The organism is Microbulbifer mixtoriginis (SeqCode) (assembly GCF_052467235.1).
In genome coordinates this window covers 1,596,733-1,609,447 of sequence record NZ_CP174305.1, presented here as the reverse complement: position 1 = coordinate 1,609,447, position 12,715 = coordinate 1,596,733, and the positions used below count along the sequence as shown (strand labels likewise).

The window sequence follows — 12,715 nt, the reverse complement described above, 5'->3', positions numbered from 1 at the left end:
CAGGGACGCTTATACCGCAAGTAGGCGTAGAGGGCGTGTCTGTGATTGCCAGTGCTGCTCCTCCTGGTAAAGCAATTCCTCTATCGCCGGGCTGCTATCCAGCCATTCACGCTCAATTTGCAAGCGATAGGCATCTCCCTGGTCTGCCAAGTTGATTCCCCGCAAAGTGCGCTCTGTGCGGTCGCGATGAATAATGCTGGCAAGGCGCAGACACAGCAGTAAATCTGGGCTTGGGTGGAAACCGTAGTGCTCTTTTGGTGCTTTGATTGGACCGCGCTGGTTGCGCACTAGGTAGGCCAGGTGCTCCTGTTCGCCGTTGGAGAATCCAGCCATATCTGCATGCTTGATCATATAGGCACCGAGCTTGCGAAAGCTGCTGTGGGTGAGTGCCAGCCCCACTTCATGTAGCTGGATGGCCCAGCGCAGTCGTTGCCTTCCTTCCAGCGGGTATTCGGGGCGCAATTGCTGCAATAGTTTGAGGGCGGTGTCGTTCACTCGACGCACTTGGTTCTGGTCAATCTGCCAGTGCTGTACCACAGCGTCTACAGTACTGGCACGGCGATCGCCACCGTGCAGCCGCCCCGCCAGGTCATGCACTATGCCCTCGCGAATGGCATAGGGCGAAACCTCCATGCGCTGGATATCCAATTCACAGAAGATGGCGTGCAGGATTGCCAGGCCGGCGGCGAATACCGGGTGCCGCTCCTCGTCGAGATCGGGCAGCTCCAGTTCGGCGATATGCTCCACCTTGGCAACTTCTTTGGCGAGACGGTCGATATCCTCGTGCACGATATCCGCCACCTCTCCTCCATTCAGTACCCGTGAAACCGCCTTCACGCTGCCAGAGCAGCCGATAACTTCCGCTTCGGCGGCAATGTGTTGTAACCCTTGCAACTCGGCGCGGGCAGCGCGCTGTGCGCGCTTAAAATGGTTGACGGTATTTTCACTGATCAGGCCATCGGCAAAAAAGCGTCTACTGTAGGAAACGCAACCCATTTCCAGGCTTTGTAACTGTTGGGGGGATTCGCTGCCGCGCACCAGTTCGGTGGAGCCACCGCCGATGTCGATAATGCAGCGAAGCCGTGGTGGGCCGTCGGCGGCGGCCATTACGCCACTGTAAATCAGGCGTGCCTCCTCAATACCGCTAATAATTTCCACGGGCACGCCGAGAATGGATTCGGCCTCTTCGAGAAAACCATCGGCATTAGCCGCGGCGGCGCGCAGGGTATTGGTACCGACGACGCGAATATGATCGACTGGTAGTTTTTGTAGTACAGGTTGAAAGCGAGTGAGCGCGGTCAGGGCTCGCTCCGATACCACGGGGTTTAGGTGGCGGTGGGCGTCCAGCCCCTCTGCCAGTCTCACCATGGCGCGGTCGGTATGCAGGCGTACCATGCGTTGATCGCGAAATTCCGCTAACAACAGGTGGAAGCTGTTGGAGCCGAGGTCGAGCGCAACGTAGCGCTCACTTGGTGATTGCATCGACATCCTTAGGCCCGTGTTAGTTAAGACGGCAAGCTACTCTACTATTAACTGTATAACCTTGTGCTCATATTGATTATTTCAATCTGGCGGGGTCTTCCCCCTGGTCGTGACGAAAATGCGCGTAAATCTTCCTTTCGCGAAAATAGCTCGTCATAGGTTGATGCCTGTGCCCCTATAAGTTGTTCGATATGTACTTCCCCTGAATTGGCATCGAATTCTTGGGGCAGGGAAATTCACTCCGGTTGAATATGTTTTACAAACCTTCAATACCTAACGATATCCCTCTATACCCAAAAGAGTTGAGCTGGTTGTCCTTCAATGAGCGAGTGCTACAGGAGGTTGAAGACGAAACTGTACCCATTATTGACCGGGTGCGTTTCCTGGGAATTTTCTCTAACAATCTCGATGAATTTTTTCGTGTACGTGTAGCAGATGTGCGCCGTCTTGCCGCGTTCGCAGGGGCTGAACAGGAGAAAAGACATTTTGCCAAACTACTCGGGCAAATTAATGAGCGTGTACTACGCCTGCAACGACGTTATGCACGAGCTTACGCTAAAGCACTGGCAGATCTCGATAAACACAATATCCATGTAGTTAGGGAAACCACGCTAACTGAGCACCAACGCACCTTTGTCGAAGAATATTTCCATCGGGAAGTGTTGCCAGAGCTGGAGCCTTTTTTTATTGATGATCTTGATACTATGCCGCTGCTTAATGAGGCGAGTATCTATTTTGCCATTTTTCTGCGCCTAAAAGATGGTATCCAGCGTTATGCGGCAATGGAAATTCCCACTAATACTTTATCGCGTTTTGTTGTGATTCCACCCCGTGAGAGGAAGCGTGAAAAAGTATATATCGTTCTCGACAATATTATACGGGCCTGCTTGGTGGAGGTGTTTCGCCAGGTTTTGCCGATTCGCTCAGCCAAAGCGTATATGTTTAAGATTAGTCGTGATGCTGAGCTTGAATTGGGTGAACAGATAACCCAAAACCTCGTGGACCGTATGGAGAAATCTCTCAAGAGGCGTAAGCGTGCCGATCCGGTGCGCCTTGCTTACGATGCAGAAATGCCTGAAGTGCTCCTAAATATGGTGAAGAAAAAATTAAAAATGGGGCGCTATGATACTTATACGCCCGGTGGGCGCTACCACAACTCCAAAGATCTGATGAAGTTCCCCGCAGATTCTGGGAGTTATATCTATAAGCCACTATTACCGCTGCCAACGTTACCTGGTAAGGGGGGCGCCTTTGCACATATTCGCAGTGCCGATCGGCTTTATTATTACCCTTATCATGATTTTCGCGTAATCACCAATTTACTCGCATCTGCAGCAATTGATCCACAGGTGCGAGAAATTCGGATCAATCTCTACCGGGTTGCAAAGAATTCACGGGTGGTGGCTGCTTTGATCAATGCCGTGCGGAATAATAAAAAAGTCATTGCTGTTGTTGAGTTGCGTGCGCGATTCGATGAGTTGGCAAACATTCATTGGTCGAAGGAGCTTTCCGATGCGGGGGTAGAGGTTATTTATGGCGTTCCAGGATTGAAAGTCCACTGTAAATTGATTTCTATTCTTCGCCGAGAAGAGGGTAAGGATAAGCTTTACAGTCATTTGGGAACAGGAAATTTTAATGAGAGTACTGCGCGAATTTACTGTGATTTTAGTTTGTTAACTAATAATCAGGAGTTGAGCCTGGATGTCTACAATGTTTTTGAATTTATTCGGCGTACTCGACGTCGTCCGGTGTTTCAGCATATCGCAGTTTCACCTCTGACAAACCGTGCTGCGCTTTTGGGGGCAATAGATCGAGAAATTGAGGCCGCCCAAAGGGGCGATAGAGCTGAGTTGTTTTTTAAGTGTAATAACTTGGTGGATAGCCAGGTAGTGGATCGGCTTTACAGTGCAAGTGCCGCAGGTGTAAAAGTAAGAATCATTGTACGAAGTATGTGCACCTTAGTGTGTGAGACAGCGGGTCTTTCTGACAATATTCAAGTTGTCAGTTTGGTAGATAAGTTTCTGGAGCATGCGCGTGTTTATATATTTTATAACGGTGGAGAGGAGATAATGTGGCTCTCTTCAGCAGATCTTATGACTCGTAATTTAGATCACCGGGTGGAAGTGACATTTCCAATTATGAATACTGATCACCGTGAGACGATTCGAAAAATTTTGGAGCTGCAATGGAGTGATAATCAAAAAGCTCGGATTGTGGATGCGAGACAGAGTAATACTAAAATTGCCAACTCTGGCAAAAAAAACTGTCGTTCCCAGGATGCTATATACCGCTATTTGAAGAAGCAGTCTGACGCTTGAACTTAGTTGGTTTCGACAAGAACTGGTTTGCAGGCTTTAAAAGCACTCACAGTAATTTGGCTCACTTAGTCCCGGCTGAACCCCACCAACTTTCCTCGATTGAATGAAAAGCGATAGCGTTGTCCGATTTGCAGCCATTCATAGCAAGTCGACTGGATAATCATACGTGGAAACTGTGGGGTAACTACCCAGGTCTGGAAATCATTGCCAGGTCCTCTCCCGATCAGCCAATAGTAATCCCCTCTTTTGCAAAAGGCGCTGGGTGCGCAGGGTTCGCTACCCCAAACATAGGCCAGTACATCGTATTGCATTGGCACACTGGCCTTTTCCTGAAAAGGCTGGGGCTCACTGCCGGTGAAGGTGTAGAGGTTGTCGAATGGAATTGGGCGAAACCCCTGTGCTGGAGTTGCGCAGCTGACTACTTGGGGTTTTCCTGTGATACGGGCGTGAGGAGGCGGCGCCTTTTCCTTACCGGGAATGGTCATTTCACTGGGCAGATATCCGCAGCCACTGACCGTTAATAGAGCCAGGGCCGCTAGAGTTGCGGCCCATGCAAGTATGCGCACTGATCACCTATTCGAATTGTGGGGGCCTCCTACCAATATAGCCATAGATTGAGTGCTTATTTGTTGCGGGCGATGGCCGGAGCACGGCGATGGAAGCGCCACTTACGCCGGTAGGGGAAGGCGCTCTCCACATGCCCGGCGCGGATACGGTCTTGCAGGCGTCTCCAGTATCGATAATCGTAGAGGTCGCTGTGCAACCTCTCAAAAGCTGAGCGCGCGGTGGGATTACCGGAGAAGAACAGGCGGAACTCCTCGGGGAAGACGTCCGCTTCATCCACGGTGTACCAAGGTTTGTCTGCCAGTTCCTGCTCAGGTGTTTGCGCTTCGGGAATCTTGCGGAAATTGCACTCCGTCAGCGGGCACAGCTCGTCGTAATCGTAGAAGACCACACGGCCGTGGCGGGTCACACCAAAGTTCTTAAGAAGCATATCGCCGGGGAAGATATTGGCTGCCGCCAGTTGCTTGATGGCATTGCCATATTCCTCCATCGCTTCTCGAGTTTCCTCTTCGTTGGAGGTTTGCAAATAGAGGTTGAGAGGTTCCATGCGCCGTTCTACATAGAGGTGCCGGATAATTACCCACTTCTCATTAATGACTAGCTTGGAGGGCGCTACCTCCTGTAGCTCACGCAGTAGTTCCTCACTAAAGCGATTGCGATAGAAGATGAAATTGGTGTATTCCTGAGTATCGGCCATACGCCCAACGCGGTCTGAGCGGGATACAAATTTATATTTTTCCCGCACAATTTCTTCGGTGACGGTTTTGGGGCGATCGAAGCGATCCTTAATGACTTTGAACACCACTGGATAGGAGGGCAGGGTAAATACGCTCATTACCATGCCCTTGATGCCGGGTGCTATCACAAACTGATCATTGCTCACCTTCATATGCGCAAGGATATGGCGGTAGAACTCGGTCTTGCCGTGCTTGTGGAAGCCGATGGAGTTGTACAGTTCCGACTTTTCCTTGAGCGGCATAATAGTGGAGAGAAAGCGCACGAAACGCGAGGGAATGGGCGCATCCACCATAAAATAGGAACGGGTGAAGCTGAAGATAATACTAGCGGAATCATTGCTGTGCAGCAGGGTATCCACAAAAATACCACCACGGCCGTTATTCAAGCAGGGCAGAATAATAGGCACCACTTCGCCATTAAAAATCATGCGACCCACTAAATAGGCGGCCTTGTTGCGGTAGAACACAGACTCCAGCATATCTACACGCAGCTGTTTTTCATTCTCCAGCTTGGCCAGCGGTGCCTCGCGTAAAAGCGCACAGATATTTTCGATATCCCGTTGCATATTTTCCCAGGGGGCGGAAAAGCTGAAGTCTTTGAGGATGTCCTCGATCATATATTCGAGTCCATCACGACCGCTATAGCTGATATAAATGCTGTAATCCCGCAGCGGTTTGTCATCTGGTGCGCGAGAGGGTTTGACAAAAATATTTTTGTCGTGAATATCCGCGTGTCGGAATTGGCTGCAAAAGACCGAATTGAAGAAGGTTTCGGCAATCTCGTAGTTGCTGTGATTGGCGATTAGTTGTGCGTAGGTGGCACGGGCATCCCGCCACAATTCCAGTTGGCTGGTATCTTTACTGGTAACTGAGTGCACCAGTTTGAGCACCTGGTTGACCTTGGTTTTGTACAGGTCGATGCGTTCCTTGTTGGCCTCATGTGCGGCCTGCCAGGAAGCGGTCTCAAAGCGCGCCTTGGCGCCCAGAGTGATGTTCTGATAGTCTGCGAAATACGCATCAAAACCATTCAGGATGGTCTTCGCGATGCGGCGGGCGGTCGGTGAGTGATTGGTCATGCACTAGACTTGGTTTTTGAGTTTCAGGTTAAGCATCTGCCTGGGGAGCATTTGGGGTGGCTGACGGGGTTAACCCGCGCCTTACCAGATTCCACCGCCCCGGCGCTTGCCGATCTCCCCGCGGCAGGGAATAAGCGGATAGTAGCACGGCACGCCGGAGTACCAGTTGAACGATTGGATCAGTAGTTTTGTCTTTTTCTTTGCGGTGATCGATCCGGTGGGCACTCTGCCGGTATTTATTGCGGTCACTTCCCGTCACGCCGAATGGCAAAAACGCAAAATCGCCTGGCTGGCCGTATTGGTAGCCGCTGGCATCTTGCTGTTCTTTTTATTGGTCGGTCAATTCCTGTTGGAAGCAATCGGTGTACCGCTGTCAGCTTTTCAAGTGGCGGGTGGCGTAGTGTTGTTCCTGTTTGCCCTCACCATGATATTTGGCGATAGTAAGCCAGAACAGGAGATGGAGATTGTCCGGGAAGGCCACGAGACCGCGATATTCCCGCTGGCGGTGCCCTCAATAGCCTCGCCGGGCGCCATGCTGGCAGCAGTGGTACTTACCGATAATCATCGCTTTGATATGATGCATCAACTCAACACTGCCACGGCGATGCTGGCGGTATTGGGGATTGTGATTGCACTATTACTAACCGCAAATTGGATCTATCGGTTTATAGGGGATGCTGGCGCCAGTATCGTCAGCCGGGTGATGGGCCTGATACTCGCCTCGGTAGCCACCACCAATGTACTACTGGGTATACAGCAGTTCTTCTCTATCTAAGCTGCCCAGTCAGAATGAGCAGGCACTTCGAACGTCAGTTGGGGTGTCTGTACAAGTTCTCTTGCCGACTAGTTTCGATTATTCCATGTTTCGATTTCCCCATGAAAGATGTGTTTTACTCAATAACAAGATGCTATTGAATACTGTATTGTACTATGGTGAAGCATGCTTTCTCTGTGACTTTATTATGCCGGTACAGCTAAAATACGTCTGAGTAATATTTTATGGCTTATTATTTTGTTTTCTAAATATCATTAATAAATGGCCAAAAGAAGACTGTAGTCACAGTTACGCCCTTTGTTTGTCAGGCAATAATCAGATGGTTGTTCACATCACTAAACCTAACTATGATTAAGTGATGCATAATGATAAGTAATTGTTTTATGAGAAACGAATTGGCTAAGAGATAAGATATTCAAAAGACAATCCTTTATCATTTTCTTGATGTGTTTCCTTGCTCTTTTTTATTGCCGTTTTAGGAGCCTTGGAGGCATGTTGTGTTTCATTATAAGGACCTTTTACGGCAGTGAACCCTCTTTTATTTGTTCATGTTCCAAAAACAGCGGGAACAAGTTTTCGATTCGGCGCATTAGCTTATTTTGGTGATGGCAGTATTTGTCTTGATTATGGACCGGAGTCAATGGAGACCAGCGATGTTGTAAAAAAATGGATGGGGGAAATCCCAGATCCATGGTCCTTTTTCCAGGAGATGAAATACGAAAATAGAAAAATGCTCTCGGGTCATTTTAATGCAATACGTTATGTCCCGGTATTTGGCCTGGAAAATACAGTAACGATATTGAGAGATCCAATACAGAGAGTGGTATCAGAGTATAAACACTTTTCTCGTCACAATAGATATAAAGGTGCCTTCAGGTCCTTTTACAGTAAGCCATCATTTACTAATCGACAGCTAAAAATTTTTAGGGGCTTATCTTGGCCTGCTCTTGGGTTTGTCGGTTTGACAGAGAGATATGATGAGTCTCTACAGTTGCTTAATAAAAAATTTGGTTTGGAAATCCCGTATCTGGCTGAGAATCTAGGGCGTGAAAAGCTTGAGGAAAAATATGATATTCCCCAAGATGAGTTGGAAGAGTTGCGTATTCTGAATGCGGGTGAAATTACTCTGTATAAAAAAGCGGTGTCACAGTTTGAATGGAGGGTTTTACTTTCCCGGCGAGGGGAGAGGTTTGTGGCGGGTTCTATTTTTAGCCAATCCAATAAACGTATTAGAGGTTGCGCTATTCCCGAACAAAATAATGAGGCGGTTGTGCTTCGTGTGAAAGTTGATGGGGCCTATAAGGGCGAAGTTCTAGCGAATGAATATCGTGCTGATCTACGCGCAAATGGTGCAGGCCGTGGTGGTTTCGTCGGTTTTTCTATAGATATCTCTGGCTTTGCAAAGGGCGCAATTCTGGAGTGTGAGGTGGCTGAGACGGGGCAACCGCTAGTAAATTCTCCCTGGGTAATTCGCGGTGAAGATTAAGTCTATTGGAGAAGTGACTTTTCTTCGTTATTTCTACCGATCTTTCTATGGTCTATATTGACTGACTCTGCGGGCTATCAATCGCCTGCAAATTTATTGCCTGCCTAGCAGAGGCATCTTTGAGCTGCGGATAGGAGCATGATACTAATCCCAGTTTTACTAATCTTTGGGGCCCTCTCCTGGTATATCTGCACCTTCGCTGCCGGTGGTGGGGCCATGCTGATGATTCCACTAGTCGGTCTCTTGATTGGGCCACATTTGGTGGCTCCTACGATTACGATTGGCAGTGTTATTGCCGCACCTTCCCGCGTGTTGTTCTTTTGGCCATATATTAACTGGAGCGTTATTTGCTGGATGCTACCCGGTAGTATTCTGGGGGCGATGGTTGGTGCCTATATTTATAGTCAAATGCACCCAATATGGCTTCAACTCTTTGTGGGCATCTTCTTGATGTCCACTTTGGTTCAATATCGGCTCGGTAGAAAACAATCTTCTTTTCCAATGCGTTTGCCCTACTTTTTCTTCCTAGGTGTAGTAGTCGCATTTCTCTCTGGGATTATTGGTGCTATTGGCCCGGTGCAGAATCCCTTCTTTATCAATTACGGCGTTGATAAGGAAAATTTGATTGCAACCAAGGCGTTGAACACCATGGTCTTACAGGCCACCAAAATAATGACTTACCTTAGCTTTGGTGCTATCACCATGAATTTGGCAAGTTATGGCGTTGCTATTGGTATTGGAGGGATTATTGGAGTTTACCTTGCTAAGCATCGCATCTTGCGTATGAGTACACAGCGCTTTCATTACTATATGCTCGCTCTAATGTTTATTTGTGGAGTGTTTCTCGCATCACGATCTTTGACACAAATTGCTCAATTAAGACCCGATATTTTTTCTGATATCACCTTACTCAGTTAGATACTTGTCGCAAAACGAGCGTATACCGATAAGCATTGAGACAGTGGAGTAATCTCTGTGATCAAGGATTAGTAATTAATAGGGGAATTGCTGCAATATTGTGTCTTTTGTGTAAATTCGAACTTTAGTGGTTGCTAGTACCTATGGTGCTCCGATTGAGAGCCAAAAGATATGCAAAACTTTATTGAGGGGGCGGATTGATCACTGTGAAAGCGTTAGCTAGCCAGAATGTCTCGCGTTAAGTGAGAGGCTGTCATTTACTGCTCTGGAGGAAGGCATTATAAGGGGTAAGTGTTATCCCCGCGCGCCAAGACTATGAAAGACAGAATAATAAGACTGCGGTTACTGGATCTGTGGCGTTCTATTTTTAAATGTTGGTACATTCGTCCCTCTTTCTATGTTTTTCTACTATTAACCTTCTATGCCCTTTTCCTGTCCAAGGTTCCGGTATGGGCGCATACTCCCCTGGACGTGAACACCAATGAGCAGGGGGAAAATTCCACCGGACTCCATGCGATATGGCACGACAAGAGTGGAGAGAGCGATATTTATAGTGCACGACAAGCTCATGAGTTGGGAGAGTTTCGCATTCTGGAAACAGCGGGTTCCACCGGTCTAAGCGCCGGTGTTTTCTGGTCTCACTTTACGCTGCGCAATCGCGACAGCCACCCGCTAACCCTAAATATTGAGTATGTCGATCACCAGCTGGTCGGTTTGCAAGCTTTTAGCCGGAAGGCGGGCAGTGGTGATCTCTTCCGCGAGGTGAGCAACCTTTCTATTTATGAGCCTTTTACCCGTCGGCAGGTGGCGCATAACCGTTTTGTTTTTCCAGTGACCATCGCACCGGAGGCCACTCAGGAGCTAATGGTAAGGTTCGATTCTGGTGAATTGGGTGTGGTCTTTCCTAGTCTGCGTATCTGGAGCCCCCAGGCATTGCAACAAAATAGTAAGGGTGAGACGAGCCTGATCGCTTTTCTGTTTGGAGGCTACTTTCTAATGGCGGTCTTTGCCCTGGTGGGAGCGATCGCAATCAAAGAAAAGATTCTCTATATCTATTCTTTTTACTGCGCCAGCAAAATCCTGGTGTGGGGTACGGTGCTTGGATATACTCATCAATACCTGATGACCGGCAGCTTCCACTGGGGATACGGCTCTCTTAGTGGGGCTGTGGCAATTATGGCCGGGCTTGTCTTTGCACGGACATTTCTCGAAACCCGTCAGTACACGCCAAAGTTGGACTTCCTCTTACAGCTGATGTTACTCAACGGTGCTTTCCTGATTGGTTGCGTGTTTTTAGAGCTGAAGGCCCTTTCCCAAATATCCATGATCATCGCATTGCTTTGTTATCCCCTGATCGTGCCCATCGCTATGATTCGCTGGCGCCAGGGAGAGAATGCTGCAGGAGTGTTTGCCCTGGGGTGGGCCACCCTAGTGCTGGGGCTACTGGTGCAGGCAATGCGTGATCTCGGTTATGTGGTGCACAACCCGGTCAATTACTATTGGCCGCCGGTGGCCTCTTTTGTGGAGATGCTGGCGATTATGGCAGCGATCGGTTTAATGGTGCAGCGCCTGCGGTTACAGAAGGATCGGGCGGAAAAAAAATATCTGCAACAGCTGGAAGTATCCAAGATTGATCTTGAGGAGTTGGTGCAGTCACGCACTCGGGAGTTGGAGGCTGCCAAGGCCAGGGCGGAATTGGAAGCACGTACCGATCCACTTACCGGCATTCACAATCGCCGCAGTTTTTTTGAAGAGTCCAATCTTTTGCTCAAATTGGCTCAACGCAAGCAAATTCCCCTGGGTATATTGATGATGGATATAGACCGCTTTAAATCAATCAATGATTGCCATGGCCACCTGATCGGTGATCAGGCCTTGTGTGCCACTGCCCGGGTAATAGCCCAGCATGTGCGTGAGGTGGATGTGTTTGGGCGTATAGGCGGTGAGGAATTTGCACTACTGGTTAGTGCCGATGGCCCAGGTACGCTGGCTGTTGCCGAGCGTATCCATGAAGATATCGCCAAAATTATGATCAAGTCCGCTCTGGGGCCGGTGCAGTTTACCGCTAGCATCGGCGTGGCCCAGCTGCAGGGAGAGAGAGACGTGCTGGAATTATTGCAGCATGCCGACAGCGCTCTTTACCGGGCCAAAAGGACAGGTCGCAATCGTGTCTTAGAGTATGCAGTGGCGGAGGGCTGAGCTACTGCACATAGGTCACTGCGTTGAGCACCCTGATACGCACGTTTTCCGGTAGAGGTACCAGGCCGATATTGCCGGCTTCCGACTGGGAATTTTGGCTCAACATAAAGACCAGCATCTGTCTTAGAGCCAGAGCAACATCATCTTTCTGATTGGCGTAGAGCAGCAACCAGGAAAAGCTGGTAATCGGGTAGGCATCTTTACCTTTGGGGTCCCAGACCCAGGCGATCAGGTTGGGCGCGCCACTCACGGGCAGTTTGCTATCGGGAAATTCCACTTCTTCTAATGCAGCTACTCCGCTCTTGGCATTGGCTTCGATAAATTGACCGGCGCGGTTTTCCAGGATTGCTACCGGTAAATTGACGATGTTGGCAAAGCCGTGCTCCACATAACCGATGGCACCGGGTATTTCTCGTACTTTGGCCGCTACACCCTGGTTACCTGGTGCGATTTTAAAGGTCGACAGTCGGGGCCAGTCGGGTGTTCGGTCCAGGCCAATATTCTCACGGAACTCTTCACTAACGGCGCTGAGGTGGCCGGAAAAAATATAGGAAGTTCCGGAGCTCTCAGAGCGGGTAACCACTGAAATATCTGTGCGTGGTAATTTAATATCTGGATTACTGGCGGCGATGATTGGATCGTCCCAATGGCGGATCTTGCCCATAAAAATGCCCACATAGGCTTCCCGCGATAGTTTCAGTCTATTGATACCCGGTAAATTAAACACTAACACTACTTGCCCGGCAGTGACGGGTAATACAACACCTCCCTCTTTGAGTTTCTTGAGTTGATCGACTTCTATGGCCGCATCTGAGGCGGCAAAATTTACTGTATGGCCGAGGAAATCGCGGATGCCGTCCCCGCTATTACTCATTTCATAAAAAATAAAAATATTGTTCTCGCGGTGGGTAAACTGGCGAAACCACTCCACATAAATCGGATAGGGGAAACTGGCGCCACTGCCCCGCAGATTAACGGGGTTTTCCGGCACCTGGGCTTGCACTTGTAGGCCGAAGAGTGAAATGCCAGCGGTCACCGCCAGTATGGCTGCAAGGCGGCGTAGTACCGCGGTGTACCTCGATAACATGGGCTACCTCAACTGAAGGGTCACCGGTCTCTTATTGGAGATCAGCGACGAGCCGCCAAAAATAGGCTTCGAT

9 protein-coding genes are annotated in these 12,715 nt (G+C 49.2%); 5 read left to right on the top strand and 4 right to left on the bottom strand.

Annotation, left to right across the window (positions count from 1 at the left end; genetic code table 11):
* Window positions 1–9: 9 nt before the first annotated feature.
* A complete protein-coding gene (locus tag ACJJIO_RS07135) occupies window positions 10–1,482 on the bottom strand; it encodes a Ppx/GppA phosphatase family protein (protein WP_252083415.1) in 1,473 nt (490 codons plus the stop codon).
* A gap of 251 nt (window positions 1,483–1,733) precedes the next feature.
* On the opposite strand from ACJJIO_RS07135, the gene ppk1 reads away from it, so the two are divergent.
* The gene (gene ppk1 / locus ACJJIO_RS07130; protein WP_444910976.1) at window positions 1,734–3,800 is read left to right on the top strand and encodes a polyphosphate kinase 1; all 2,067 of its coding nucleotides are present in this window, start codon (window positions 1,734–1,736) and stop codon (window positions 3,798–3,800) included.
* A gap of 65 nt (window positions 3,801–3,865) precedes the next feature.
* On the opposite strand, the gene ACJJIO_RS07125 is transcribed toward ppk1, so the two are convergent.
* Window positions 3,866–4,366 (bottom strand): hypothetical protein, encoded by a 501-nt coding sequence (locus tag ACJJIO_RS07125; protein ID WP_444910587.1) that lies wholly within the window; start codon window positions 4,364–4,366, stop codon window positions 3,866–3,868.
* A gap of 56 nt (window positions 4,367–4,422) precedes the next feature.
* The gene (aceK, locus tag ACJJIO_RS07120) at window positions 4,423–6,177 is read right to left on the bottom strand and encodes a bifunctional isocitrate dehydrogenase kinase/phosphatase (protein WP_252083412.1); all 1,755 of its coding nucleotides are present in this window, start codon (window positions 6,175–6,177) and stop codon (window positions 4,423–4,425) included.
* A gap of 166 nt (window positions 6,178–6,343) precedes the next feature.
* On the opposite strand from aceK, the gene ACJJIO_RS07115 reads away from it, so the two are divergent.
* The 4 genes from ACJJIO_RS07115 (at window position 6,344) to ACJJIO_RS07100 (ending at window position 11,555) form a co-directional block, all read left to right on the top strand.
* Window positions 6,344–6,952 carry a MarC family protein gene (locus ACJJIO_RS07115; RefSeq protein ID WP_252083411.1) on the top strand — a complete coding sequence of 203 codons (609 nt, stop codon included), beginning with the start codon at window positions 6,344–6,346 and terminating at the stop codon, window positions 6,950–6,952.
* Between the two features lie 526 nt (window positions 6,953–7,478).
* The gene (locus ACJJIO_RS07110; RefSeq protein WP_444910586.1) at window positions 7,479–8,438 is read left to right on the top strand and encodes a sulfotransferase family 2 domain-containing protein; all 960 of its coding nucleotides are present in this window, start codon (window positions 7,479–7,481) and stop codon (window positions 8,436–8,438) included.
* 138 nt (window positions 8,439–8,576) lie between these two features.
* Window positions 8,577–9,356: a sulfite exporter TauE/SafE family protein gene (locus ACJJIO_RS07105; protein WP_444910585.1), complete on the top strand. Its 780-nt coding sequence runs from the start codon at window positions 8,577–8,579 to the stop codon at window positions 9,354–9,356.
* A 315-nt stretch (window positions 9,357–9,671) separates the two neighbouring features.
* Complete coding sequence (locus ACJJIO_RS07100; RefSeq protein WP_444910584.1) at window positions 9,672–11,555, top strand: diguanylate cyclase; 1,884 nt, start codon at window positions 9,672–9,674, stop codon at window positions 11,553–11,555.
* A gap of 1 nt (window position 11,556) precedes the next feature.
* On the opposite strand, the gene pstS is transcribed toward ACJJIO_RS07100, so the two are convergent.
* A complete protein-coding gene (pstS, locus tag ACJJIO_RS07095) occupies window positions 11,557–12,642 on the bottom strand; it encodes a phosphate ABC transporter substrate-binding protein PstS (protein ID WP_444910583.1) in 1,086 nt (361 codons plus the stop codon).
* Window positions 12,643–12,715 lie beyond the last annotated feature (73 nt).